At 68.1% G+C, this 25,817-nt stretch carries 20 protein-coding genes; 5 read left to right on the top strand and 15 right to left on the bottom strand.

The genetic code is table 11. The annotated features are described in order from the left end of the window. Positions 1 to 143 precede the first annotated feature (143 nt). The 6 genes from ACSQ9A_RS23740 to ACSQ9A_RS23715 form a co-directional block, all read right to left on the bottom strand. Positions 144 to 3,071, bottom strand: coding sequence for a ribonucleoside-diphosphate reductase subunit alpha (locus tag ACSQ9A_RS23740; RefSeq protein WP_436305432.1), 2,928 nt, complete (start codon positions 3,069 to 3,071; stop codon positions 144 to 146). A gap of 349 nt (positions 3,072 to 3,420) precedes the next feature. Then, positions 3,421 to 4,017, bottom strand: a complete 597-nt coding sequence (ampD, locus tag ACSQ9A_RS23735; protein ID WP_436305431.1) for a 1,6-anhydro-N-acetylmuramyl-L-alanine amidase AmpD — start codon at positions 4,015 to 4,017, stop codon at positions 3,421 to 3,423. Further along, on the bottom strand, positions 4,004 to 5,524 hold the full coding sequence (locus ACSQ9A_RS23730; RefSeq protein WP_436305430.1) for a sigma-54-dependent transcriptional regulator: 1,521 nt from the start codon (positions 5,522 to 5,524) through the stop codon (positions 4,004 to 4,006). The genes ampD and ACSQ9A_RS23730 overlap by 14 nt, the downstream gene beginning before the upstream one ends. 4 nt (positions 5,525 to 5,528) lie before the next feature. Further along, positions 5,529 to 7,220 (bottom strand): two-component system sensor histidine kinase NtrB, encoded by a 1,692-nt coding sequence (locus ACSQ9A_RS23725; protein ID WP_436305429.1) that lies wholly within the window; start codon positions 7,218 to 7,220, stop codon positions 5,529 to 5,531. Between the two features lie 12 nt (positions 7,221 to 7,232). Continuing rightward, complete coding sequence (locus ACSQ9A_RS23720) at positions 7,233 to 7,469, bottom strand: PP0621 family protein (protein ID WP_093104065.1); 237 nt, start codon at positions 7,467 to 7,469, stop codon at positions 7,233 to 7,235. Further along, a complete protein-coding gene (locus ACSQ9A_RS23715) occupies positions 7,466 to 8,275 on the bottom strand; it encodes a cytochrome C assembly family protein (protein ID WP_436293607.1) in 810 nt (269 codons plus the stop codon). The genes ACSQ9A_RS23720 and ACSQ9A_RS23715 overlap by 4 nt, the downstream gene beginning before the upstream one ends. A gap of 80 nt (positions 8,276 to 8,355) precedes the next feature. Here ACSQ9A_RS23715 and ffh point away from each other — a divergent pair, with 80 nt between their 5' ends. Next, the gene (ffh, locus tag ACSQ9A_RS23710; protein ID WP_093104068.1) at positions 8,356 to 9,738 is read left to right on the top strand and encodes a signal recognition particle protein; all 1,383 of its coding nucleotides are present in this window, start codon (positions 8,356 to 8,358) and stop codon (positions 9,736 to 9,738) included. A gap of 55 nt (positions 9,739 to 9,793) precedes the next feature. Here ffh and mdoH read toward each other — a convergent pair whose 3' ends face one another. The 6 genes from mdoH to ACSQ9A_RS23680 all read right to left on the bottom strand — a co-directional run bounded on the left by mdoH (position 9,794) and on the right by ACSQ9A_RS23680 (position 17,647). Continuing rightward, positions 9,794 to 11,794, bottom strand: a complete 2,001-nt coding sequence (mdoH, locus tag ACSQ9A_RS23705; protein WP_436305428.1) for a glucans biosynthesis glucosyltransferase MdoH — start codon at positions 11,792 to 11,794, stop codon at positions 9,794 to 9,796. Positions 11,795 to 12,186: 392 nt separating this feature from the next. Further along, on the bottom strand, positions 12,187 to 13,593 hold the full coding sequence (locus ACSQ9A_RS23700) for a sigma 54-interacting transcriptional regulator (RefSeq protein ID WP_093104073.1): 1,407 nt from the start codon (positions 13,591 to 13,593) through the stop codon (positions 12,187 to 12,189). Next, positions 13,590 to 14,207, bottom strand: coding sequence for a hypothetical protein (locus tag ACSQ9A_RS23695; protein ID WP_436305427.1), 618 nt, complete (start codon positions 14,205 to 14,207; stop codon positions 13,590 to 13,592). Before ACSQ9A_RS23695 ends, ACSQ9A_RS23700 begins: the two co-directional genes overlap by 4 nt. Positions 14,208 to 14,277: 70 nt before the next feature. Next, the gene (locus tag ACSQ9A_RS23690) at positions 14,278 to 15,705 is read right to left on the bottom strand and encodes a sensor histidine kinase (RefSeq protein ID WP_436293603.1); all 1,428 of its coding nucleotides are present in this window, start codon (positions 15,703 to 15,705) and stop codon (positions 14,278 to 14,280) included. Continuing rightward, positions 15,705 to 17,075 carry a tRNA (N6-isopentenyl adenosine(37)-C2)-methylthiotransferase MiaB gene (gene miaB, locus ACSQ9A_RS23685; protein ID WP_436305426.1) on the bottom strand — a complete coding sequence of 457 codons (1,371 nt, stop codon included), beginning with the start codon at positions 17,073 to 17,075 and terminating at the stop codon, positions 15,705 to 15,707. Before miaB ends, ACSQ9A_RS23690 begins: the two co-directional genes overlap by 1 nt. Before the next feature lie 101 nt (positions 17,076 to 17,176). Beyond that, positions 17,177 to 17,647: a hypothetical protein gene (locus ACSQ9A_RS23680; protein ID WP_093104079.1), complete on the bottom strand. Its 471-nt coding sequence runs from the start codon at positions 17,645 to 17,647 to the stop codon at positions 17,177 to 17,179. A 220-nt stretch (positions 17,648 to 17,867) separates the two neighbouring features. Between ACSQ9A_RS23680 and ACSQ9A_RS23675 the strand changes: the two genes are divergently transcribed. From ACSQ9A_RS23675 to ACSQ9A_RS23660, 4 genes are all read left to right on the top strand, one after another. Further along, positions 17,868 to 19,121, top strand: coding sequence for an efflux RND transporter periplasmic adaptor subunit (locus ACSQ9A_RS23675; protein WP_436305425.1), 1,254 nt, complete (start codon positions 17,868 to 17,870; stop codon positions 19,119 to 19,121). Beyond that, positions 19,118 to 22,270: an efflux RND transporter permease subunit gene (locus ACSQ9A_RS23670; protein ID WP_436305424.1), complete on the top strand. Its 3,153-nt coding sequence runs from the start codon at positions 19,118 to 19,120 to the stop codon at positions 22,268 to 22,270. Before ACSQ9A_RS23675 ends, ACSQ9A_RS23670 begins: the two co-directional genes overlap by 4 nt. Positions 22,271 to 22,379: 109 nt before the next feature. Continuing rightward, on the top strand, positions 22,380 to 22,520 hold the full coding sequence (locus tag ACSQ9A_RS23665) for a hypothetical protein (RefSeq protein WP_436305423.1): 141 nt from the start codon (positions 22,380 to 22,382) through the stop codon (positions 22,518 to 22,520). 7 nt (positions 22,521 to 22,527) lie between these two features. Continuing rightward, complete coding sequence (locus tag ACSQ9A_RS23660) at positions 22,528 to 23,322, top strand: GSU2403 family nucleotidyltransferase fold protein (protein WP_436305422.1); 795 nt, start codon at positions 22,528 to 22,530, stop codon at positions 23,320 to 23,322. Positions 23,323 to 23,351: 29 nt separating this feature from the next. Here the strand turns inward: ACSQ9A_RS23660 and ACSQ9A_RS23655 are convergent, their stop codons facing one another. From ACSQ9A_RS23655 to ACSQ9A_RS23645, 3 genes are read right to left on the bottom strand one after another with little or no spacing between them, the layout of a single operon-like run. Then, the gene (locus tag ACSQ9A_RS23655) at positions 23,352 to 24,293 is read right to left on the bottom strand and encodes an alpha/beta hydrolase family protein (protein WP_436305421.1); all 942 of its coding nucleotides are present in this window, start codon (positions 24,291 to 24,293) and stop codon (positions 23,352 to 23,354) included. Further along, positions 24,286 to 25,092: an alpha/beta fold hydrolase gene (locus tag ACSQ9A_RS23650; protein ID WP_436305420.1), complete on the bottom strand. Its 807-nt coding sequence runs from the start codon at positions 25,090 to 25,092 to the stop codon at positions 24,286 to 24,288. The genes ACSQ9A_RS23655 and ACSQ9A_RS23650 overlap by 8 nt, the downstream gene beginning before the upstream one ends. Next, on the bottom strand, positions 25,089 to 25,808 hold the full coding sequence (locus tag ACSQ9A_RS23645; protein ID WP_436305419.1) for a 4'-phosphopantetheinyl transferase family protein: 720 nt from the start codon (positions 25,806 to 25,808) through the stop codon (positions 25,089 to 25,091). The genes ACSQ9A_RS23650 and ACSQ9A_RS23645 overlap by 4 nt, the downstream gene beginning before the upstream one ends. Between the last annotated feature and the right edge of the window lie 9 nt (positions 25,809 to 25,817).

Here is a 25,817-nt window from a genome sequence, read left to right as displayed (position 1 = left end):
TCCAATGCTCAAATTATGTGAGCAACGATGTGAGTTGCAAAGTGCTGCTTCACATCGCGCTCCAATTATGTTGCCGTTATGTTGTTCGCATGCATCGCCATTTGTCAGGCGATGCCGCGAATCACGGCAACTTCACGCTGACATCACTGGCACGCTTCGCACGTCGGATCGTCGACGCCGCAGAACGCGATGTCGGTCGCCGGCATCGCACTCAGCTGCGCTTGCGCTGCGAGCGCAGCCGCTTCGAGCGCGCTCATGCCCGACGAAGATGCGTCGCCACTGCCATTGCTTCCCGAGGACACCGCGTTGAGCCGGCCCGATTGCACCGTCGATTTCTCGGCGTGCGTCGCGCTCTGCGTGCGCAGGTAGTAAGTGGTCTTCAGGCCGCGCAGCCACGCGAGCTTGTAGGTGTCGTCGAGCTTCTTGCCCGACGCGCCGGCCATGTAGATGTTGAGCGACTGCGCCTGGTCGATCCACTTCTGGCGACGCGCGGCGGCTTCCACCAGCCAGGTGGTTTCGACCTCGAACGCGGTGGCATAGAGCGCCTTGACGTCCTGCGGTACGCGGTCGATCGGGCGCAGCGAGCCGTCGAAGTGCTTGAGGTCCATCACCATCACGTCGTCCCACAGGCCCAGGCGCTTGAGGTCTCGCACCAGGTAGTGGTTGATGACGGTGAACTCGCCGGAGAGGTTCGACTTGACCGACAGGTTGCCGAAGCAGGGCTCGATCGAGGCGTCGACGCCGATGATGTTCGAGATGGTCGCCGTCGGCGCGATGGCGACGCAGTTCGAGTTGCGCATGCCGTCGGCCTTGATCTTCTGGCGCAGCGCATTCCAGTCGAGCGTGGACGAGCGGTCGACGTCGACGTAGCCGCCGCGCGCCTTCTCCAGCAGGTCGAGCGTGTCCGGCGGAAGCACTCCCTTGTCCCACAGCGAGCCCTTGTAGCTCGAATACTTGCCGCGCTCGCGCGCCAGTTCGGTCGAGGCCCAGTAGGCGTGGTAGCAGATCGCTTCCATCGACTCGTCGGCGAACTGCACCGCTTCCTGCGAGGCGTAGGGAATACGCAGCTCGTACAGCGCGTCCTGGAAACCCATCACGCCGAGGCCGACCGGGCGATGGCGCAGGTTGGAGTCGCGCGCCTTCTTGACCGCGTAGTAGTTGATGTCGATCACGTTGTCGAGCATGCGCATCGCGGTCGAGATCGTGCGCTGGAGCTTTTCCTGGTCGACCTTGCCGTCCTTCAGATGCTGCAGCAGGTTGACCGAGCCGAGGTTGCAGACCGCGGTTTCGGTGTCGCTGGTGTTGAGCGTGATCTCGGTGCACAGGTTCGACGAATGGACCACGCCGGCATGCTGCTGGGGCGAGCGCACGTTGCAGGCATCCTTGAAGGTGATCCACGGATGCCCGGTCTCGAACAGCATCGTGAGCATCTTGCGCCAGAGATCGGTGGCCTGGACCGTGCGGCTCGGCTTGATTTCGCCGCGCGCGGCCTTCTCTTCGTAGGCGGCGTAGGCGGTCTCGAAGTCGGTGCCGAACTTGTCGTGCAGGTCGGGCACGTTGGAGGGCGAGAACAGCGTCCAGCTGCCCTTTTCCATCACGCGGCGCATGAACAGGTCGGGAATCCAGTTCGCCGTGTTCATGTCGTGCGTGCGGCGGCGGTCGTCGCCGGTGTTCTTGCGCAGTTCGAGGAACTCCTCGATGTCGAGGTGCCAGCTTTCCAGGTAGGTGCAGACCGCGCCCTTGCGCTTGCCGCCCTGGTTGACCGCCACCGCGGTGTCGTTCACCACCTTGAGGAAGGGCACCACGCCCTGCGACTCGCCGTTGGTGCCCTTGATGTGGCTGCCGAGCGCGCGCACACGGGTCCAGTCGTTGCCCAGGCCGCCCGCGAACTTGGACAGCAGGGCGTTTTCCTTGATCGACTCGTAGATGCCGTCGAGGTCGTCGGGCACCGTGGTCAGGTAGCAGCTCGAGAGCTGCGAGCGCAGCGTGCCGCTGTTGAACAGGGTGGGCGTGCTCGACATGAAGTCGAAGGAGGACAGCACTTCGTAGAACTCGATCGCGCGGGCTTCGCGGTCGATTTCATTGAGGGCCAGCCCCATCGCCACGCGCATGAAGAAAGCCTGCGGCAGTTCGATGCGGGTCTTGCGCACGTGCAGGAAGTAGCGGTCGTAGAGGGTCTGCAGGCCGAGGTAGTCGAACTGCAGGTCGCGCTGGGGCTTGAGCGCGGCGCCGAGGCGGTTCAGGTCGTACTGCAGCAGCTTCTCGTCGAGCAGCTCGTTGTCGACGCCCTTCTTGACGAACTGCGGGAAGTAGTCGGCGTAGGCCTGGGCACGTTCGGCCGGCATCACCTCGCGGCCGATGATCTCCTTGAAGATCGTGTGCAGCAGCAGGCGCGCGGTGGCGAAGGTGTAGTCGGGGTCCTTCTCGATCAGCGTGCGAGCCGCCAGGATCGACGCCTTGTAGACCTCGTCGAGCGGCACGCCGTCGTAGAGGTTGCGCATCGTTTCGGCCACGATCGGGCCGGCCGTGATGCTGTCGCCCAGGCCTTCGCAGGCGGATTCGATCAGGCCCTTGAGTTCGTTGAGGTCGAGCGCGACGCGCTCGCCGCGGTCGAGCACGTGCAGCGTCGAAACGGCGATCTGCGCGTCCTGTTCGCCCGACTTCGAGCGTTCCTGCGAGCGGCGCTCGCGGTACAGCACGTAGGCGCGCGCGATCTCGTGGTGGCCGCCGCGCATCAGGCCGAGTTCGACCTGGTCCTGCACGTCCTCGATGTGGAAGGTGCCGCCGCCCGGACGCGAGCGCACCATAGCGCGGACCACGCCCTGGGTCAGGTTGTCGACCGTCTCGCGCACGCTGGCGGAAGCCGCGCCCTGGGTGCCGTGCACCGCGAGGAAGGCCTTCATCATCGCGATCGCGATCTTGTTGGGCTCGAAGGGCACGACCGCGCCGTTGCGGCGAATGATCTGGTAGTGGGCGAGCGCGTTGCTGGCGGGCGAGCCTGCGACATCGTTTTTTTGCGGCGTCGAGGGTACGGCGCGAGGTGTGGCGGGGGTGTTCAGGGCAGTTTGCATTCGTTCCTCTGTTGGCAATTCTTGTTGGGGCGGTGGTGCCGCTTGCGGCCGGTTGCTCGGCATGAAGCACGGGGCAGGGCACACTATATCTAGGGTCTCGCGGGTCTACAACCCACTAGATGTAGTGTTTTCCCAATGGTTCAAGGAACAAGTTCACAGCGAAGAGCTCTCAGATGAAGAGCTATGCCGCGCCGTTGCTGACCCACCTTAGCGCCTGCCGCTGTCCATGGGCCTTGCAGGCGTTTTTGGGCCTGAAAGGCGCATGGTTGCTGCGCCGCCGGGGTTGCGCGATCGGCGTTGTTGCGCTGCATCCGCTGCGCATCGCGGGATGCATCGCGATTGAAAAATTTCAGCGCACCGCGACGTCGTCGGGGAACATCGCGCGGTCCCAGCCCAGTTGCTCCTGCAGCAGGCGCCAGTCGAAGCCGCTGCCTGGGTCCGCCTTGCGGCCCGGCGCAATATGTTCATGGCCCGCGATGAACGCGATCGCATGGCGCTGCGCGAGCGCCGGGCAAAGGCTCGCGAGGGTCTCGTATTGGGCGGGCTCGAAGCCTTCGCCCTCCAGGCCTTCCAGCTCGATGCCGATCGAGTCGTCGTTGCAGTTGGCGCGGCCGCGCCACGATGAAGGACCGGCATGCCAGGCGCGGTCGTCGCAACTCACGAACTGCCACAGCTCGCCGCTGCGGCGCACATAGAAATGGGCCGAGACCTCGATGCCGCGGATGGTCTGGAAGTAGGGATGCGCATCCCAGTCCAGCTGGTTCGTGAAAAGCCGCTGGACCTCGTCGCCGCCATAGCGTCCCGGCGGCAGGCTGATCGAATGCAGCACGATCAGATCGATCTGCGCGCCCTCGGGGCGCGGCCCGAAATTCGGCGAGCGCAGTTGCCGGGCGAAGCGGTACCAGCCGGCCTGCCAGAGGCCTGCGTTGTCTTCAGTCGTCGACACCGTTGCCACTCGCCTCGTCGCCGCTGGGGGTCGCGATGCCCAGGCGCGCGATCCGGTAGCGAATCTGCCTGAGGCTCAGGCCGAGCCGCGCCGCGGCAGCGGTCCGGTTGAAGCCGCTCTCCTGCAGCGCACGCACGAGGATCTCGCGCTCCTGCTGGTCGAGATAACTCTGCAGGTCGCTCGGTACCGCGGGTGCCGGCTTTGCTTCGGAGGGCGCTGCTGTCGTGCTGGCTGCGGGCTGCTGTTCCGGAGTTGCCGGCGCCGGGGCCACAGGCAGTGCCATGCTGGCGCTGCCCACGAAATCGAGATGGAGCACGTCGCCATCGCTCAAGGCCACGGCGCGATGCAAAAGGTTTTCGAGCTCACGCACGTTGCCGTGCAGCGGATGCTCCGCGAGGCGCTGCAGCACCTCGGGCGAAAGAACGGGCACCGGCATGCCGGCATCGCGCGCGATGCGTGCGAGCAGGGCCTCGCAGAGTGCGGGCAGGTCTTCGCGCCGCTCGCGCAAGGCCGGCACCGCGATCTCGATCACGTTGAGGCGATAGAACAGGTCCTGGCGGAAGCGGCCGGCTTGCACCTCGGCCTGCAGATCCTTGTGGGTCGCGCTCACGATGCGCACGTCGACCGCATCTTCCTGGGTCGAACCGATCGGGCGCACGCTGCGCTCCTGGATCGCGCGCAGCAACTTGGATTGCATCGGAAGCGGCAGGTCGCCGATCTCGTCGAGGAACAGCGTGCCGCCGCGGGCGGCCTGGAAGTAGCCGTCGCGGTCCTGCGAGGAGCCGGTGTAGGAGCCTTTTCTCGCACCGAAGAATTCGGCCTCGAGCAGATTCTCGGGAATCGCGCCGCAGTTGACGGCGACGAAAGGACCGTCGCTGCGCTGGCTGCAGGCATGCACCGCGCGTGCCACCAGTTCCTTGCCGGTGCCGGACTCGCCGCGCACCAGCACCGGCGCCATGCCGCGCGCCACCTTGGCGATGCGGGACTTGACGAGGCGCATCGGCTCGGAAGCGCCAACCAGCCGTTCGAGCGCAGCCAAGCCGGCGTTGCTGGTCGTCGCCGCGACCTTGCTGCTGCCCTCGTCGGCCTGGCGCATGGGCCGTGCAGGCGCAGCCTGGGCCTGCACGGCAGAGGCGACGACGGCGCGGAACTGCTTGAGGTCCACCGGCTTGGTGAGGTAGTCGAAGGCGCCGGCCTTGAGGGCCTCGACCGCGTTCTCGGCCGAGCCGTAGGCCGTCATCACCACGCAGCGCTCGCTGCGCTGGTCCTGCTGGATGCGCTGCAGGATCTCCATGCCGAGCCCGTCGGGCAGGCGCATGTCGGTGATCACGGCATCGAAGCGGCCCGCGTCCAGGTGCTCGCGGGCTTCCGACACGCTGCCGGCCGCCTCGACCCGGTAGCCCTCGCGCAGCAGCGTGAGTTCATAGAGCGTGCGCAGGTCGGGCTCGTCGTCGACGACCAGGATCTGGGCAGGGGGCCGAGGTGCTGAGGAGGTGGGGGTGCTCACGGCGCTATTGTGTCAGCCGGGTCTCGCCCGCAGCGAAGGAGACGAAGAATTCGTTGCCTTCCGGCCCCGCGGCGTAAAGGGCGCGGCGCTCGTAGCCGATCGTCGCGCCGTGCCGCTCGCACAGCTCGCGGCAGAGGAAGAGGCCGAGGCCGCTGGAGCGGCTTTCGGAGGAGAAGAAGGGTTCGAACAGATGGCGCTGCACCGCAGGTTCGAGCGGTGCGCCGTCGCTCCACACCTGCAGGCTGGCGCGGCCGGCCGCGTTCTGGCGCGTCGTCACCTGGATCGAGCCTTCGCGATCGCCGGCATAGCGCGCGGCGTTGTCGAGCAGGTTCACGAGGATGCGCCGCAGATGTTCGATGTCGAAGCGCACCACGCTGCCGGCCGCTTCGAGAACCAGCAGCACGCCCTGGCGCTGCGAGTGCCGCACCCACTCCTCGGCGAGCGTGCGCACGGTCGAATCGAGGGCCAGCTGTTCGCCCAGCGGCAGCACCCGCTGCTGGCGGGCCCGCGCGACATCGAGCACTTCGTCGACGATGCGCGAGAGCCGCTGTGCGTTCTGCTGCACCATCGTCGTCAATTGGCGGTGCGCCGGGTCGACCAGGTCCTCGCCCAGCAGCGCGCTGGCCTGGGTGATGGCGGCCAGCGGGTTGCGGATCTCGTGCGCGACGGCCGCCGACATGCGGCCCATGGCCGCCAGCTTCTCGGTGCGGATGCGCGCCTGGAGCTCGCGCAGGTCCTGCAGGAACATCACGCACAGGCTCTCGGTGTGGCGGTCGGTGCCCGGCGTGAGCCGCGTGCGGACCCGCACTTCGCGCGGCGCGCCCTGCGCCTGCGCGACCGGAATTTCCTTCGATTGCGGCGTGCGCCGCGCGAAGGTCTGGCGCGCAATCGCGGCCAGGGCGGCCCAGGCCGGATAGGTGCTCAGCGCGAAGGGCAGTGCGAGTTCTGCCAGCCCCTGCCCGAGAATCGCGTTGGCGGCGGGGTTGGCGGCATGCACCTGCCCTCGCTCGTCGATCACGAGCACGCCTTCGCTGAGGGTCTCGATCACGAGGTCGTTCACCAGCGCGTGCATCTGGGCGGTGCTTCGATTGCGCTGCGCCAGCGCTTCTTCGCGCGTGAGCCGCCGCGCCAGCTCGTGCGCGAGCAGCGCCACCACGAACAAGCCGGTGCCGGTCAGCGCCGCCTGCACGAAACGCGGCGATGCGTCGCCCGGCTGCTGCAGCCAGTACCAGCCCGCATGCACCAGCAGCAGCAGCGTGACGGCCGCGGTGGTGCCCAGGCCCACCATGCCCGAGCCCAGCACCGCGCCCATCAGCACCGGCAAGGCAAAGAGCGGCGTGTAGTTGATGCTGCCGATCTGCAGCAGTTGCAGCGCGGTGAAGGTGATCAGGTCGATGCCGATGGTCGAAAGCCAGGCGGCGCCGAAGCCGCGCACCGGCAGCTGGAAGAGCGCATAGCGTGCCGCCAGCAAGGCCGCCCCCAGGTAGCCGACGGACAGCGCGATCGCCGCCGGCTCCAGCGGCTGCCCGAGCGCGAAGGTCACCGCCTGCAACAGCAGCAGCACGACGGCGACGAAGCAGCGCGCGGTCATGAAGCCGCGCCACAGGCGCAGCAGCGCCGAGCTTTCGCGGGCGAACTGATCGAGCAGGCTCCAGTCCGTCGCCGGCTCGCCACGCGACCAGAGGAATGTGCTCATCGGCAATGCGCCTCAGTGCGCAGCCGCCTGGCGGTGCGCAGCGCTGCAATACACCGCGCCGTCGGGTCCGCTGATGGCATCCGCTGCCGGCAGATGCAGCCCGCAATGGGCGCAGCGCACCATGGCCTGCGGCGCCCCGACGGCCGGCGTGGCGGGCGGCGGCGGGCGCGAGCGCATCTCGTCGCGCCGATTCTTGCGCCAGAGCCAGATCGCCACGAAGACCACGGCGAGGACGAGCAGGTATTTCATGGTGTCGCGCGCGCCAGCACCACTTCGAGCACGAAGCGCGATCCGACGTAGGCCAGCAGCAGCAGGGCGGAGCCCGCGTAGAGCACGCGCCGGGCCGTGCGGCCGCGCCAGCCGAAGCGAGCGCGACCGATCAGCAGCACCGCGAAACTGAGCCAGGCCAGCACCGAGAACACGGTCTTGTGGTCCCATTTCCAGGCCCGCGCGCTGGCGCCGTACAGCGTCTCGCTGAACAGCAGGCCGGCGAGCAGCGTGGCCGACAGCAGCACGAAGCCGGCGGTGACGAAGCGGAAGGTGAGGCGCTCCATCGTCAGCAGCGGCACACCGCCCTGCGGCTCGGCCGCGAGCCGGATCTGCTTTTCGGCACGGGTCATGAGCCAGGCATGCACCACCGCCGCGGCGAACAGGCCGTACGAGGCGATGCCGAGCGCCAGGTGCAGCGGCAGCCAGGGCGAGGCCGACACATGCAGCGGCGTGCCGGGGAACAGCACGGCGAGCAGCACCGCCGCCGCGCCCAGCGCCGCAAGCACGCGCCGCACCTTGAGCTGCGGATACATGCGGCTTTCGATTGCGTAGACCGTCAGCACCAGCCAGGCCGTGACCGACAGCGCCGGCGCGAAGCCGAAGCGCGGGTCGCCGCCGACCAGCCCGACGCCCAGTGCGCAGGCGTGCAGCAGCCAGGCCAGCCCGAGCAGCCATTGCATGGAGGGGCGGCCCAGCCAGGAAGAGGCAGCGGCGGTCGTGCCATAGGCGGCGGCGGTGGCGATGCCCAGCGCCACGCCGAGTGGGGAGGGGATCGCTAAAATCATCGGTCGGAGTTTAGCGTCTCGCCTTGGCGAGACGCCTCTCGCTCCCGTCTATATACCGGTCCCGCCGAGCGGGAAGCACCATGGCCACCGCCCTCACCGAAAAATTCTCCCGCCTCGTCAAGCAGGTCAGCGGCCAGGCCCGCATCACCGAAAGCAATGTGCAGGACATGCTGCGCGAAGTGCGCATGGCCTTGCTCGAAGCCGACGTCGCTCTGCCCGTGGTGCGCGATTTCGTCGCCCGCGTGAAAGAAAAAGCGCTTGGCCAGGAGGTGCTCGGCTCGCTGAAACCCGGCCAGGCGCTGGTCGGCATCGTCAACCGCGAACTCGCCGCGACCATGGGCGAAGGCGTGGCCGACATCAACCTGGTGGCCCAGCCGCCGGCCGTGATCCTGATGGCTGGCCTGCAGGGCGCCGGCAAGACCACCACCACCGCCAAACTGGCCAAGCACCTGATCGAAAAGCGCAAGAAGAAGGTGCTGACCGTGTCGGGCGACGTCTACCGTCCGGCGGCCATCGAGCAGCTCAAGACGGTCACGAAGCAGGCCGGGGCCGAATGGTTCCCGAGCACGCCTGACCAGAAGCCGCTCGACATCGCACGCGCCGCGCTCGACCATGCCAAGCGCCATTTCTTCGACGTGCTGCTGGTCGACACGGCCGGCCGTCTCGCGATCGACGAGGTGCTGATGACCGAGATCCAGCAGCTGCACACCGCACTGAACCCGGTCGAAACCCTGTTCGTGGTCGATGCGATGCAAGGCCAGGATGCGATCAATACGGCCAAGGCCTTCAAGGAAGCGCTGCCGCTGACCGGCATCATCCTGACCAAGACCGACGGCGATTCGCGCGGCGGCGCGGCGCTGTCGGTGCGGCAGGTGACGGGCGTGCCGATCAAGTTCGCCGGTGTCAGCGAGAAGATCGACGGGCTGGAGGTGTTCGATGCCGAGCGCCATGCCGGACGCATCCTCGGCATGGGCGACATCGTCGCGCTGGTCGAGCAGGTCACGGCCGGCGTTGACGTCGCGGCTGCGCAGAAGCTGGCGGCCAAGGTCAAGAGCGGCGCCGGCTTCGACCTCAACGACTTCCTCGGCCAGCTGCAGCAGATGAAGCAGATGGGTGGCCTCTCCAGCATCATGGACAAGCTGCCCGCGCAGATGGCGGCCAAGGCCACCGAGGCCGACATGACGCGCGCCGAGCGCGACATCCGGCGCAAGGAAGGGATCATCAACAGCATGACGCCGCTGGAACGGCGCAAACCCGAGCTGCTCAAGGCCACGCGCAAGCGCCGCATCGCGGCCGGCGCCGGTGTGCAGGTTCAGGAAGTGAACCGACTGCTCAACGAGTTCGAGCAGATGCAAGGGATGATGAAGAAGATGAAGGGCGGCGGCCTCATGAAGATGATGAAGCGCATGGGCGGCATGAAGGGGATGCCCGGAATGGGCGGAGGCGGGATGCCGCGCTTCTGACCGCAATAAAAAAAGCCCGCTGACAGCGGGCTTTTTTTGCGGCGAGATCAGCGCGTCACACGCGTGCCAGTCTTACTGCATGCATCCACGCTCTGCGCAGCACGGCCGGCGAGCGCGACTCTTCGGGAATCAGCAGGAAGCCGCGATCGCGCAGCGAGTTGCCCAGTGCAATCTGGCTGGTCAGCACGGTCAGCGGGATCGCCAGCAGCAGCGGCAGGCCGACCGGCATCAGCCAGGCCAGCGCACCGGCGTCGATCAGCGCGATACCGACCGCCAGCGCCGCGATCACCAGGGTCATCGGCGCCAGCTGGGCGGCGGCGATGCGCCACGGCACAGCGGCCGCTTCGCGCGGAGGCGACTTCCAGTCCAGCTTGATGCCGGTGAGCGCCACGATCACGAACAGCGAGTGGGCCAGCATGCGGACCGGCGCTTGCACGATGGCCAGCGCGCTTTCGAGCGCGGCGCTCTTGAGCAGGCTGCCGACGCCGCCGTACTGGCGCTGCTCGCGGCGCATCAGCACGGCCGCGATGCCCAGGATGCGGGGCAGGAACAAGAGGCACAGCGTCCACAGCCAGAGGCCGGCCAGTTCCATCGGCATCACCAGCCAGTGGGCGACCACGCTGGAGCCGGTGAGCCACAGGGCCGTGCCCAGCGTCAGGAAGGCGAGCCACAGCGGCGCCGAGACATAGGCCATGGTGCCGGTGACGAACATCGCGCGGTGCACGGAATGCAGGCCCGGTTCGGCCATCAGGCGCGCGTTCTGCAGGTTGCCCTGGCACCAGCGGCGGTCGCGCTGCAGTTCGGCCAGGAGGTCCGGCGGCTGCTGCTCGTAGCTGCCGACCAGGTCGGCCACCAGCCACACGTGGTAGCCGGCGCGGCGCATCAGCGCGGCCTCGACGAAGTCGTGCGACATGATGCCGCCCGACATGCCGCCGGTGCCCTTGATCGGCGCCAGCGCGCAGTGTTCCATGAAGGGTTCGACGCGGAGGATCGCGTTGTGGCCCCAGTAGTGCGATTCGCCGAGCTGCCAGAACTGCATGCCGAGCGTGAACAGGCGGCCCGTCATGCGCGATGCGAACTGCTGGGCGCGGGCATGCAGCGTGACGTGGCCGATGGCCTGCGTCGCGGTCTGGATGATGCCGGCCGTCGGGTTGGCTTCCATCAGCTTGACCATCGAGGTCAGGCAGTCGCCGCTCATCACGCTGTCGGCATCGAGGACCACCATGTAGCGGTAGTCCTTGCCCCAGCGGCGGCAGAAGTCGGCCACGTTGCCGGCCTTGCGATGGGTGCGGCGCTTGCGCAGGCGGTAGTAGACCTCGACCTGCGGCTGGTTCGGGCTCTCCGCCAGCGCGGCGCGCAGCTCTTCCCAGGCGGCGCGTTCGGCGGCGGCAACCTCGGGCGTGTAGCTGTCGGACAGCACGAACACGTCGAACTGCCGCGCATGGCCGGTCGCGGCCACCGATTCGCAGGTCGCGCGCAGGCCGGCGAACACCGTGGCCACGTCCTCGTTGCAGATCGGCATGATGATCGCCGTGCGCGCTTCCGGATTCATCGGATGGTCGGCCACCTGCTTGGCCGAGAGCGCGTGCTTGTCGCCGCGCACCGAGACGTAGAAGCCCATCAGTGCGGTCACGAAACCGGTCACGACCCAGCCCGAGAGCAGGCCGTAGAGGGCGATCTGGCTGTACTCGAGCCAGAGGTTGTCGTAGTCGGGCTGCACGCGGGCGAACAGCGTCGAGGCGATCAGCGTGCTGAAGACGGTGAGCGCCATGAAGGCCAGGCGCCGCTGCGTGGCGGCACGCTGCCAGGGCTGCTTGGCCGCCCGGGCCGGCGCCGCGCCGCGCGCCACCTGGGCTGCGCTGCCGGCGCCGAGCTTGACCAAGAGGGCCGTGCCGATGCTGTTCCAGAAGCCGCGCCAGGGGCGGGGCGCCATCGAACCGCGGTTGATCGGGGGCGCCGTCACCGAATTGGGATGGCGCTCTTCGCGGATCGGGCTGCGGTGCGAGAAATCCGCGGCCGTCAGCACTTTCAGTTGGGAGAAATCGTTGGGCTTCATATGCGACTCACCACCGTTGCTTCTGGACGGATGGCGTGTCGCCGATTGCCGGAAAGCGCTTGAACACGCAGTCCGGTGCGGCACCGCCGGCGTTTGCCAGCGCGGCCGCTGAATGACCCGCGGCACGGGGCCGCGAGAGGGAAAACTGCTTTTGACGCAGGCCGTCGCGCTGCGGACGCAGTGCGAAAGATGGGCTGTTGTGTGCTGTCATGCCTCTACAGGGGCAAACCCTGTGCCAGCATGGAAAAACGCTTTCAGATCAAGCGCTTAGATCGCTTCGGTGGCCTTTCGACTGACCGTGAACCCCGCGAGGGCTCCAAAACCCCCGAATTTGTCGCCGAATCCCGACAAGCTCTGGAGTAGCACTGAGGATGTTCAATCGAATCAACGACTTAGCTGCGTCGCTCGTCGGCGACAGGATCGCCGCCGGGCGACGCCGCGTCGGCCTTGAAGTGGCCGGGCGTGAGTTCGTGCTTCTGCAGCAGCCGGTAGAACTCGGTGCGGTTGCGGTCGGCCAGGCGCGCCGCGTCGGCCACGTTGCCGTCGGTCAGCTTGAGCAGGCCGACCAGGTAATCGCGCTCGAAACGCTGCTTGGCTTCGGCGTAGGTCTGGACCTCGACGCTCGGCACGCGCAGTGCGCGCTGCACCAGCGCCAGCGGGATCAGCGGCGAGCTCGAAAGCGCGCAGACCTGCTCGACCACGTTGAACAGCTGCCGCACATTGCCCGGCCACGAGGCGGTGGTCAGCGCCTTCAGCGCCTCGGGCGCGAAGCCGGAGAGGCGCTTGCCGTACTTGGTCGAGAGCCGCTGGAGGAAATGGTTGGCCAGAAGCGGAATGTCTTCGCGCCGCGCCGCGAGCGTCGGCAGGTTCAGCGTGACGACATTGAGCCGGTAATAGAGATCTTCCCGGAACTGCCCGGCTTCCATGGCCGCATCGAGATCGCGGTGGGTGGCGGAGATGATCCGCACATCGACCGTGATCGACTGGGTTGCGCCCACCGGCCGCACCGCGCGCTCCTGCAGCACCCGCAGCAGCTTGACCTGCAGGGCCGGCGGCATGTCGCCGATCTCGTCGAGCAGCAGCGTACCGCCGTCGGCCTGCTGGAACAGGCCCTTGTGGTTGGCGACCGCGTCGGTGAAAGCGCCCTTCATGTGGCCGAAGAGCTCCGACTCCAGCAGCGCCTCGGGGATGGCCCCGCAATTGACCGCCACGAAGGGCTTGTCGGCACGCGCGCTGGCGCGGTGGATGGCACGCGCCAGCAGCTCCTTGCCGGCGCCGCTGTCGCCGCGCAGCAGCACGCTGGCGTCCGACTTGGCCACCATGCGGGCCTCGGCCAGCAGCTCGGACATGCGGTTGCTCCGGCTCACGATCTCCGAGCGCCAGCTTTCGTCGCCGCCCTTGCCGCTGCCGGTCGTCGGCGCGCCGAGCGCCAGCGCCTGGGCGATCTTGTCGAGCAGCTCGCGCGCGTCGTAGGGCTTGGTCAGGTAGGTGAAGACGCCGCGCGCCGTGGCCTCGACCGCGTCGGGAATGGTGCCGTGCGCGGTCAACAGGATCACCGGCAGCGTCGGATGGCGCTTGCGGATCTCGTCGAACAGCGCCAGGCCGTCGCGGCCCGGCAGCCGCACGTCGCTCAGGACCAGCTGCGGATGCTCGATCTCGAGCTGCGTCAGCGCCGATTCCGCCGAGGTCACGGCCGTGACCTGGTAGCCGGCCCCGGTGAGCCGCATCGACAGCAGCCGCAGCATGTCCGCGTCGTCGTCGACGACGAGGAGGCGGGCGCCGCTGCTGCTGTTGCTCATGGTGCGGGCTTGGGCGTGCTCGGCACCGGGGCCGCCGGTGGCGGGCTGTTGGGCCGTGAAAAGCTGCGCTCGATCGCGCGCAGCGCCTCGATGCGGTCGTTCAACTGGTCGATGCGCCGCTGGCTGTCGCGCAGCTGTTGGGCCTGCCGTTCGCGGTCGTCCTCGACGCGGCGCTGCTCCTGGTAGCGGGCAGCGAGCGCGCGGGCCAGCGGCTGCAAGGGCTGGGCATCGGCCGAGGGGTTGGCGGCCACGCGCTGCATCAGGCCGATGGCGCGTACGAGGTCGGCCGGAACGCGGGTCTGCGCCAGAACCAGCGCGACCTGCATCTGCGTCAGGGGGACGTCGCCGGGCTCGCCGAGGCGCGCGAGTTCGCCCGCGAGTTCGTTGCCGCCGAGCGGCCGCACCCTGTCGGCGTAGGCGAGCAGGGCGGCCACCGGGCCCTGCGTGAGCTGCGTGAACACCAGGGCCGGCTGCGTGGCCGGAGCCATGGGCTCGGCTTCGACCGGCATGACGGGCGGGGGCGGCGGCGGCGCGGGCACCACGGCGACGGCTTCGGCCGGCGGCTTGGGAGGTGCGCTGCACGCGGCGAGCAGCATCGGCACGACGAGCGTCATGACGAAAGCGGATCTGCGGACGATCGGAGAAAAAAGCATGGGTCGGAAGTAGCGCGTGGAGCGGCAGAGTTCAGGCGGAGCGCGGCAGTTCGATGCGGAAGCGTGCGCCGGGCCCCTCCGGCAGCAGCGTGATGCGGCCGCCATGAGCCGCAATGTACTCCTGCACGATCGACAGCCCGATCCCGGTGCCCTTGACCGAATGCTGGGGTTGCCGCTCGCCGCGGAAGAAAGGTTCGAAGATGCGGTCGCGATCGCCCTCGGCGATGCCGGGGCCGGCGTCCTCGATGTCGATGCGTGCGGTGTCGGCCGTGCTCGAGACGGCGATCGCGATGGTGCCTCCGCGAGTCGAAAAACGGATCGCGTTCGACAGCAGGTTGGCCAGCGCGGTGCCCAGCTTCACCGGGTCCACCACCACTGCGATCGGCTCGCCTTCCGCCCGCACCGTGAGGCCGTTGGCCTGCCACTGCAGGCGCTGGGCCTCGATCTGTTCCTCGATCAGCGGCAACAGCGGCGTGCGCTGGCGGCGCAGCTCGCGCGCCTCGAAGGCCGCCGCGTTGAAGCGCAGCAAGGCCTCGATCTGTCCCTGCAGCGCGATGGTGTTCTGCTGCAGGATCTGCGCGACCTCGCGCTGCGCCGGGTTCAAGGCGCCGGTCACGCCGTCTTCCAGCAGCGAGACGCCTTCGCGCAGCGCGGCCAGCGGTGTCTTGAGTTCATGCGACACGTGACGCAGGAAGCGTGCCTTGTCGGCGTCCAGCTCGGTGAGCCGCAGCCGCAGCCATTCGAGTTGCTGCGATACGCGGCGCACGTCGGCCGGGCCGCGGATATCGATCGGCTCGTCGAGCCGATTTTCCCCGAGCCCGACGATGGCGTGCTCCAACCGCTTGAAGGGCCGCGCCAGCCAGATGCCGAAGGCGAGCGCGAGCGATACCGCCAGCGCGCTGGCGGCCAGCACCTCGCGCATCAGCCGCCGGCGCGCGTTCTCGATGCGCTGCGCGAGCGCGTTGTTCTGCGTCTCGATCAGGAACTGGACCTGCTGCGCGATGTTGGTGTTCAGCGCGTCGAGGTCTCGGAATTGCATCGCCATCGAGCTCTCGCGCGCAAGCGCGGTCTCGGGAGCGCCGCCCATCAGGCCCTCGATCACGCTCATCTGGGCCCGCCACTGGTCGGGGCCGGCGGACGGCAGGCCGTTGACGCCGAGGCGATCGAGCACGTGGCGGGCGTCGCGCGCGGCCTCGTCGAAACGGCGGCGCAGCACCGCATCGTTGAGCACCAGCGACTGGCGCCCCGCGCGCTCCATCGCGGCGCTGCGCTCGGCCAGGGACTGCGCCGCGCCCGACAGCGTGAGGGCGCGCGCGGCCGCGTCGCGGCTCTGCGTCACCAGCGCGTCGTACTGGAACACCGAACGCAGCGCGACGCCCACGAGCAGCGCCGTGATCAGCAGGAACGCGAACAGCAGCAGCTGCCGGAACGAGCCGCGCGCCGACTTCAGTTTCGCCATCAGGCCGCCGGCACCGCGGCTTCGCGGGCCGATGCCTGGGGCGATTCGGCGGTCGGGACCTCGCCGCGCAGCGTGTAGGCCAGCGAGCGGGTGATGCGCACGTCGATCATGCGGCCGACCAGCCGCGCATCGCCTTCGAAATTGACCACCCGGTTGCACTCGGTGCGGCCCATCAGCTCGTGCGCATCCTTGCGCGAAGGTCCTTCGACCAGCACGCGCTGCAGCGTGCCGACGCGGCTTTCGCCGAAGCGCTTGACGTTGCCGTCGATCACGGCCTGCAGCCGCTGCAGCCGTGCGAGCTTGACCGCATGCGGCGTGTCGTCGGGCAGGGCGGCCGCCGGCGTGCCGGGGCGCGGGCTGAAGATGAAGCTGAAGCTGTTGTCGAACTCGAGATCGTCGATCAGCTTCATCATCTTGTCGAAATCGGCATCGGTCTCGCCCGGGAAGCCGACGATGAAGTCGCTGCTGAGCGAAAGGCCGGGGCGGATGGCGCGCAGCTTGCGCACCGTGCTCTTGTATTCCATCGCCGTGTAGCCGCGCTTCATCGCCATCAGGATGCGGTCGCTGCCGTGCTGCACCGGCAGGTGCAGGTGGCTCACGAGCTGCGGCACGCGGGCATAGGCCTCGATCAGCCGCGGCGTGAACTCGTTCGGGTGGCTGGTGGTGTAGCGGATGCGCTCGATGCCGGGAATCTCGGCGATGTATTCGATGAGCAGGGCGAAGTCGGCGATCTCCGCTGTGCCGCCCATCCTGCCGCGGTAGGCATTGACGTTCTGGCCCAGCAGCGTGACTTCGCGCACGCCCTGGTCGGCCAGGCCCGCGACCTCGACCAGCACGTCGTCGAGCGGGCGGTTCACTTCCTCGCCGCGCGTGTAGGGCACCACGCAGTAGCTGCAGTACTTGGAGCAGCCTTCCATGATCGAGACGAAGGCGGTCACGCCCTCGACCCGCGCCGGCGGCAGGTGGTCGAACTTCTCGATCTCGGGGAAGCTGATGTCGACCTGCGGCCGGCCTTCGCGCTCGCGCTGGTTCAGCATCTCGGGCAGGCGGTGCAGGGTCTGCGGGCCGAAGACCACGTCGACGTAGGGCGCACGCGCGATGATGGCCGCGCCCTCCTGGCTCGCCACGCAGCCGCCGACGCCGATCTTCACGCCGCGGGCCTTGAGATGCTTGACGCGGCCCAGGTCGGAGAACACCTTCTCCTGCGCCTTCTCGCGCACCGAGCAGGTGTTGAAGAGGATCAGGTCGGCCTCGTCCACGTTGGTGGTCGGCTCGTAGCCCTGGGCGGCGTGCAGCACGTCGGCCATCTTGTCCGAGTCGTACTCGTTCATTTGGCAGCCGAAGGTCTTGATGAAAACTTTGGGGGTCATGGGGTGCTCCCGGTGAGGTCCGGTTGGCCTTGCTCTTTCGTCATGGCGCGCCTGGCCGGCGGCAAGGCGGCCGGGCCCTGGCGTCGAAGGCGGGCGCTTTTCTACTGCCCGTAGCGGGGCAGCTGGTCAAACGGCGTCTTGCCGTCGTCGCGCGGGCCGGTGTCGGCCACGAAGGGCCAGAAGTTCAGAAGCGGCTTCTCTGCCGATTCGCGCTTGGCCTGCGCCTCCTCGGGCGTGAGGATCCAGACTTCGCGCACCAGGCCGGCGGCATCGCGCGTGTAGTTGACCAGCAGGTTCTGGCCGGTGATGGAGGCCGGCATCACCAGCATGTGCTGGGCGCTGCGGATGCGCGCGCCCGGCGAGAGCCGCTCGGGCTGGCCGTCGAGCTGGATCTCGGGCGGGTTCACCACCATGAATTTGCCGCGCAGCGTGCCGACGGGGAAATTGCGGCCGCCTGCGGCGGCTTCGTTCTGGGTTTGCGGCACGGGCGCGTCCTGCGCCCAGGCGGGCGCCATTACTGCGCCGAGCGCTACTAAAATGAGAGCATTCCAGGGGGTGATGCAGCGGTTCATGGTGTTCATCCAGAGGCTGTGGGAGCGGGGATTCTAGCGGCCCGTTCCCTGTCGGCCCACGCCGGAGCCGCGTCCATGGCGTGCGGTCCCTCATGGTCGCTTTACTTATCTTTACGGGGGTGATGGACTCTTGCAGTGCACCCCTGCTCCAATGGTTGCTGTCAGGTAAAAGTGCACCCACTGCGCCTGCGATCCGCCCACGATCCAACGTATACGCCCCATGAAGAAGAACCTCGTCCTCACCTTTGCGGGCGTGTTGATCGTCGCCGCCGCAGCCGGCACCTGGTGGTGGTCCGGCGCCAAGACGCGCAGCGCGCCAGAGGCCGGCGCGCCGACCGCGGGCAAGGGTGCGGCGCCCAACGGGGGCGCGGTGGCGCTGGTCACGCTGGCCGCCGCGCAGCGGCAGGACGTGCCGGTCACGGTGCAGGTCAACGGCAGCGTGGTTTCTCTCAACAGTGTGGACCTGCGCCCGCAGGTGACCAACACGGTGCGCGAGGTGCATGTGAAGGAAGGGCAGTTCGTGAAGGAGGGCCAATTGCTCTTCACGCTCGACGACCGTCCCGACCAGGCCAACCTCGCCAAGGCGCGGGCGCAGCAGCAGAGGGACGAGGCCACGATGGCCGATCTCGAGCGCCAGCACAAGCGCAGCCAGGAGCTCGTGGCGCAGAACTTCATCGCCAAGGCTGCGGCCGACGCGACGCTGTCGCAGCTCGAGGCGCAGCGCGCCGCGGTGGCGGCCGATCGCGCGGCGGTGCAATCGGCGCAGGTGGCGCTGGGCTATGCGACGCTGCGCGCCCCGATCGCCGGGCGCATCGGCGCCGTCAACATCTATCCGGGCACGCTGGTGCAGCCCAGCCTGTCGCTGGTCACGATCACGCAGCTCGACCCGATCGCGGTGAGCTTCCCGGTGCCCGAAGGAAAGCTGCAGGACCTGCTGGCCGCGGCCCGTTCGCACACGCCGGTCGAGGCGCTCGTGACCGGGCGCAAGGCGCCGATGAAGGGCGCGCTGAATTTCGTCGACAACACGGTCGACCCGCTGATCGGTACGGTGCGCGCCAAGGCGGTGTTCGACAACGCCGACCAGGGCCTCTGGCCCGGCCAGTTCGTCGAGACCCGCGTCACCGTGCGCACCATCGAGGGCGCGACGGTGGTGCCGGCGGCCGCGATCATGATGCTGACCGAGGGCAGCTCGGTCTACGTGGTCGATGCCAACAAGACGGCCGCGCGCCGCAAGGTCGAGACGCTCCACAGCTTCGGCACGCAGGTCGCGGTGCGCGGCGTCGAGCCGGGCGAGCAGGTGGTCATCGAAGGCAAGCAGAACGTGCGTCCCGGCGGCAAGGTGCGCCTCGACGCAGCGGCCACGCCACAGCAACAGCAGCGGCCCGGCGGCACGACGCCCGAGGCCACGCCCGGCAGCGCGGCCTCGGTCGCGCCCTCCAACGCCAGCCTGGTCGCGGAGCGGGAGCGCTCATGAACATCTCCGAGCTTTGCATCCGTCGTCCGGCGATGACGGTGCTGCTCTCTGCCGCCGCGGTGGTGGCCGGCATCTTTGCCTATTTCCAGATCCCGGTCGCGGCGCTGCCGAGCTACAACACGCCGGTCATCAACGTCAACGCGCAGCTGCCGGGCGCCAGTCCGGACACCATGGCTTCCTCGGTCGCGCTGCCGCTCGAAAAACAGTTCTCCACCATCCCCGGGCTGCAGATCATCAGCTCGGTCAACACCCAGGGCGTGACCTCGATCACGCTCGAGTTCGTGAGCAGCCGCGACATCGATGCGGCCGCGGTCGACGTCCAGGCTGCGCTGCTGCGCGCGCAGCGGCAGCTGCCGATCGAACTCACCCAGCTGCCGTCCTATCGCAAGGTCAACCCGGCCGACGCGCCGGTGCTGTTCATCGCGATGGTGTCGCAGTCGATGAGCCCGGCCGAGCTCAACGACTATGCCGAGAACCTGATCTCGCCGACGCTGTCGACCATCGACGGCGTGGCCCAGGTCGTGGTCTACGGGCGCAAGGCCTTCGCGGTGCGCGTCAAGGCCAACGCCGACCTGCTCAACGCGCGCAACATCACGCTCGACGAGCTGGCCGACGCGGTGCGCTCGGCCAATGCCAATACCCCGGTCGGCGTGCTCGACGGCCCGCGCCAGACGCTCACGATCCAGGCCAACGAGCAACTGATGAAGGCCGCCGACTTCGCCAAGCTGATCGTCGGCCAGCGCAATGGGGCGCCGGTGCGTCTGGACGAGGTCGCAACCGTCGAAGACAGCTTCGAGTCGGTCAAGACCGGGAGCAGCTTCAACGGCCAGAACTCGATCTCGCTGGCGGTGCAGCGGCAGCCCAACGCCAACACGGTGCAGGTGGTGGACGCAGTGCGCGCGCTGATGCCGCGCTTCAAGGAAGAGCTGCCGCAGTCGGTCGAGATCAACATGGTCAACGACCGCTCGATCTCGATCCGCGAGGCCGTGCACGACGTGCAGCTGACGCTGCTCGGCACCGTGCTGCTGGTGGTGCTGGTGATCTTCCTGTTCCTGCACCGCGTGGTGGCCACGCTGATTCCGGCCGCCACGATCCCGATCTCGCTGATCGGCGCGGTGGCGCTGCTCGCCGCCTTCGGCTACAGCCTGGACAACGTGTCGCTGCTGGGCATCACGCTGGCGGTCGGGCTGGTGGTGGACGACGCGATCGTGGTGCTCGAGAACATCATGCGCTACGTCGAGAAGGGCATGGAGCCGATGGCCGCCGCGCTGCGCGGCGCGCGCGAGGTGGGCTTCACCATCATCTCGATCTCGATCTCGCTGGTGGCGGTGTTCATCCCGATCTTCTTCATGCCGGGCGTGATCGGCCTGCTGTTCCACGAGTTCGCGGTGGTGGTGGGCCTCGCGGTCATGGTCTCGGCCGTGGTGTCGCTCACGCTGGTGCCGATGCTCGCGAGCCGGCTGCTCCGGCATACGCCGCGTGCCCACGGCGCCCTGGACCATGAGGAAGGCCACCCGGAGCCGGGCACTGCAATCGGGCGCGGCTTCGAGCGGGGCTACCGCTGGGTCCACGGCAGCTACCTGCGCTCGCTCGACTGGACACTGCATCATCGCAAGCTCATGCTGGTCGTCGCCGCATCGACCTTCGCGCTGACGGCGTGGCTGTTCATCGTCATCCCGAAGGGCTTCTTCCCGGAGGAAGATATCGGGCAGATCTTCATCACGACCGAAGCCGCCGAGGACATCTCGTTCCCGGCGATGAAGGTCTTGCAGGATCGCGTGGCCGAGGCCGTACAGGCCGATCCGAACGTGGCCTATGTCAACTCCTTCGTCGGCGTCGGCGGTTCGAGCTCCACGCAGAATGCCGGCCGATTGTTCGTGGTGCTCAAGCCGCGCAAAGAACGCGCCGCCATGGCGCAGGTGATGGAGTCCCTGCGCACGCGCTTTCGCGAGATCGCGGGCATCACCGCCTACATGCAGCCGCTGCAGAACCTGCGCCTGGGCGGCCGGCAGAGCAAGGCGCGCTTCCAGTACACGCTGCAAAGCGTGAGCGCCGGCACCATGAACGTCTGGGCCGACCGGCTGATGGAGCGCATGCGCGCCGACCCGGCCTTCCGCGACGTGACCAGCGATTCGCAGAACCGCGGCCTTCAGGCCACCATCGACATCGACCGCGACAAGGCCGGCGTGCTCGGCGTCGAGGTCGGCGACCTGCGCACCGCGCTCTACAACGCCTATGGCGACCGGCAGATCGGCAGCATCTACGGCCCCAGCAACACCTACCAGGTGATCCTCTCGGCGGCCGACGACGACCGCCAGTTCGAGGAGGACATGACACGCCTCTCGGTGCGCAACAAGGCCGGGCAGCTGGTGCCGCTGTCGGCCTTTTCGACGGTCAAGCGCACCGTCGGCCCGACCTCGGTCAACCACCAGGGGCAGCTGCAGGCCGTGACGGTGTCCTTCAACCTCGCGCCCGACGTGCCGCTGGGCAATGCGACCGCCAAGGTCGACCAGTTCAAGGCCGAGCTCAAGATGCCGGCCTCGATCATCACGAGCTACGGCGGCGACGCTGCGGTGTTCCAGAGCTCGCAGGCCAGCCAGGCGGTGCTGCTGATCCTGGCCGTGCTGGTGATCTACGTGCTCCTGGGCGTGCTCTACGAGAGCTACATCCATCCGCTGACCATCCTGGCCGGCCTGCCTTCGGCGGCGGTCGGGGCGCTGTTGTCGCTCAAGCTCTTCGGCTTCGACCTGACGCTGATCGCGACCATCGGCATCCTGCTTCTGATCGGCATCGTCAAGAAGAACGCGATCATGATGATCGACTTCGCGCTCGATGCGCAGCGCACCCAGGGCATGCAGCCGGTCGATGCGATCCGCGAGGCCTGCCGGCTGCGCTTCCGCCCGATCATGATGACCACGCTGGCGGCCATGATGGGCGCACTGCCGCTCGCGCTGGGCCTGGGCGCCGGCGCCGAACTGCGCCAGCCGCTGGGCGTGGCGGTGGTCGGCGGGCTGATCTTCTCGCAGGTGATCACGCTCTACATCACGCCGGCGATCTACCTCGCGCTGGACCGCTACAGCGGCAGCGGGCCGATGCAGGAGCTGCCTGAGGAAAAGCTGGCGCACGTGGCGCCGGGGGCGGCTGGATAGCGCCGCTGGGAGCCATCCGCCCTGGCCGGCCCGGTCCCGTAGCCGCCATCTAAGTTGTTGATTTATATCGATTCACCGCATCAATTCAGATTTCTTTATTTTTGCGGTGATGAACTACCTCCCACTTCCCGACAACGCGGCCCGCCAGGTCATCGACTCGATGACCGTCTTCGGCGAGTTTCGACGCGTCAAGCGCCAGGTCGAAGCTTACGCCGGCAGCATGTATTTGGAAGCGGGAGGGAGCGTATGAGTACCTGGTGAAGACCAAGCCGCGCCGCCGCGTCCAAGAGCGGCTGGGCGCCCGCTCGGAGCAAACCGAACGCACCTTCACGGAGTACATATCGCGGAAGAAGGCGCTCGAGTCGCGCTTGCAATCGCTGCGTGAAGCGCTCACCGAGGCTGAGCGCATGAACAAGGCGCTGAAGACGGGCCGTACCCCTGATCTGGTCGTTCGGCTGCTTCAGGCGCTTGAAGATGCAGGGCTGTTCAAGCACTTTACCGTCGTGGGCACATACGCCTTGTATGCCTACGAAACGGCCGCGAGTGTTCGCGTCGCGCCGGGCGCACTGGCCACGCAAGACGTCGACCTGTTGTGGGATGCGCGCAGGCGCGTGCAATTCATGACTGACCTCGAGCAGTCGGACTCCTCGGTACTGAAGGTGCTCAAGAGAGCCGACCCGAGCTTCGAGCGCAAGGAAGGGCCCAACAAAACGGCCATCAACGCCCGTGGCTTCGAAGTCGACTTCCTGCGTCGCCAACCCGTGGAGGATGACCCTCACCCTTTCCGGTTCTCTGCCGACGAAGGCGACCTGTGGCCGGTCCAGGCTGTCCGCGCCTCGGTACTCACGAGCGCACCGCGCTTCGAGCACGTGGTCATTTCGCCCACTGGCCGCATGGCGCTCATGAGCACTATCGCGCCGGCGACCTTCGTGGAGTTCAAGCGCTGGCTGGCAGAAGCGGCTCTGCAGCGCGAGGTCGCCAAGCGCCGCCGCGACCGATTGCAGGCGGACATCGTGCAGGACTTGCTGGACCAAGGCCTGCTGGTGGTCTGAGCACCGGAAACGGACGAAGAAGGGGGCGTTCAATGCACCGGATCGCGCTGCCAGGCCGCGGCGCTGCGCGCTGCGCCCGCATGCGTGCCGGCGCGACCCGTTGCAGCGGAATGGGCCGAGGCCGTACCGCCATGCGTCACGCGCAGCGCCCAATCGCACACCACCTTCATGAAGATCTGCTGCGAGGCCATCGAGGTGAGGCTGTGGTCGATCTCGCCGATGAACTCGTATTCGAACTGCTGCATGAAGGGCTCGTCGGCAAAGGGCCCCAACTGGTCGCGGTGGCGGTCCGTCACGTGCATGGTGCCGGTGTAGAAAAGCAGCACCGCCACGTTGCGCTCCGCCAGCTGCGTCATCGAGCGGCGGAACAGCGCGGCCGTGACCTCCGGCGGTTCGGGCTCGAAGATGCCGGGCGAGGCGGCGGCCGCGGCGCTGGCCGAGAACTTGCGCTGCAGCCAGCGCACCGTCTTGCCGATCACGGCCGGATTGGTCGGCACCGCCAGCGCGCGGTGCAAGGTGCGCTCCCAGCGCGCGCGGCGGCCGGGGAAGGCGTAGCCGTCGAACATCAGGAGCCCGATCACGCGCGCATCGGCAACGGCGAGCGAAAGCCCGTTGGTGGCGCCCGAGCACAGGCCGATCGCAATGAAGCGTCGGATGCCGAGCATGGTCTGGATCAGGTTCATCGCCGCCTGCAGATCGAACACCGCCTGCGTGAGGAAATGCTCGGAGCCGCCGGCCGGGCCGCTGTCGCCCAGGCCCGCGAGGTCGAAGCGGATGCTGCTGATGCCGCGTGCGGCCATCTGCCGCGCCAGCTTCACGTTGATGCGCCGAGGCCCGATCCGGTGGTTCGCGCCCATGTTGAGCATGAGGCAGGCGACGGGCGCCAGCGAGCCCTCTGAGGGCGTCGTGATGACGCCGATCAGCGAGCCGTCGGGCCCGAACTGGACGGGGATTTCCTTGTAGTCATTCATGGACTTCTGCCAGCAAGCGTTGCAGGGCCTCGGTGGGGACCATCGCGTTATTGGGATGCGGATCGGAGGTCCAGATCAGGGGATGCTGGAACGGCGTGACGCGCAGCGGCATGTGGCGGGCCGTCTCCTTGCCCGCCCATTGATGGGCAATATGGTCATCGGCATCGGCGAGCACCACCGTTTCGTGCAGCGCCGTGAGCTGCAGGGCTTCCGGGCCGAGCGCACGCAACTGCTGGCGCAGGATCGGCGACACGCCGAAGCCGAAGATCTCGTCGGTGAAGGAATCGCCGTCCTTCGCCAGCCGGCGCCGCCATGCCGGGTCAGGCACGCAGAAGGAACGTTCGAGCGCATCCACGTGGCCGGCGCGCAGCTCCTCGACGTAGCGCGCACCGTCGACGATCGGGTCCCACAGGATCAGCCGGGCCGGATCGCAGCGCCCACTCTTGGCCGCCAGCACCGCCAGCGCGGCGCCCAGGCGCGCGCCGAGCCAAACGATGCGCCGGCTGCCGGCGCGGCGCCGCAACTCCTCGTGCGCGGTGCAGACGTCGCGCCGCCAGCCTTCGAGATCGCCGTCGGTGTCCTCGCCGGGCGAATCGCCGCTGCCGTGGTAGTCGAAGCGCAGCACCGCCACGCCGGAACGCGCGAGCCGGTCGGACAGCACGCGGAACAGGCGATGCGCGCGGACCGCCTCCTGCCCGAGGGGCGGGCAGATCAGCACCGCGATGCCGCTCTCGCGCTCAGGCGAATGGAAGAGCCCGAAGAGCTGCCGCGAGGCCGGGCCGAAGAGCATCGGAGTCATGCGTAAGTCTCGCTTTCGACGGCGGGCAGGCGCTGTACGACAACCGCCTCTTCGCATATCAGCACCCGTGCCACTGCACACAGGGCGCCCTGGACATCATGGAAGGAGGACAGCGCCAGGCGCACCACGCCATCGGCGGAGGTGATCTTCACTTCGCGCGAATCGGGCACCACGCCCACGTCGAAGCTGCGCGTGTCGACCGAGAGGCCCATGCCGGTGGCCTTCAGGCAGGCCTCCTTGCGGGTCCAGCAGGCGAGGAAGGCGCGGTCGCGCGCGCTGGGTTCGAGCTGGGCCAGCGCATGCCGCTCGGCCTCGGTGAAGTAGCTGGCGGCCAGCGCCGCCGCGTCCGGCATCGGGCGCAGCAGTTCGACATCGACGCCCACTTCGGCCTCGTCGCAGACCGCGATCAAGGCCACCGACTGGCTGTGGCTCAGGTTGAAGCGCAGCTGCGCATGCTCGACCAGCGTGGGCTTGCCGAAGGCGCCGTGGTCGAACTCCAGCAGGCTCGCGGGAATGCCGCATTGCGCGGACAGCGTCTCGCGCAGGGCTGCATGGGCGGCGACGAAACGGTTGCGGTCACGCCGGAAGACGAAGCGCCGGGCGCGCTCCCACTCGGCCTCCGACAGGGAAGCCACCGCCTGCGGCGCCGGCGTGGCGTCCAGGTCGACCTGCCAGAGGCGGCAATGTGCCGAGGAGGGGAGTTGTGTGATCGTCATGGTGGCCTC

It is taken from the genome of Variovorax sp. LjRoot290, from assembly GCF_964253985.1.
GTDB lineage: Bacteria > Pseudomonadota > Gammaproteobacteria > Burkholderiales > Burkholderiaceae_C > Variovorax.
The sequence above is the reverse complement of the archived record's forward strand: the minus strand, read 5'-3'. Positions and strand labels throughout refer to the sequence as shown.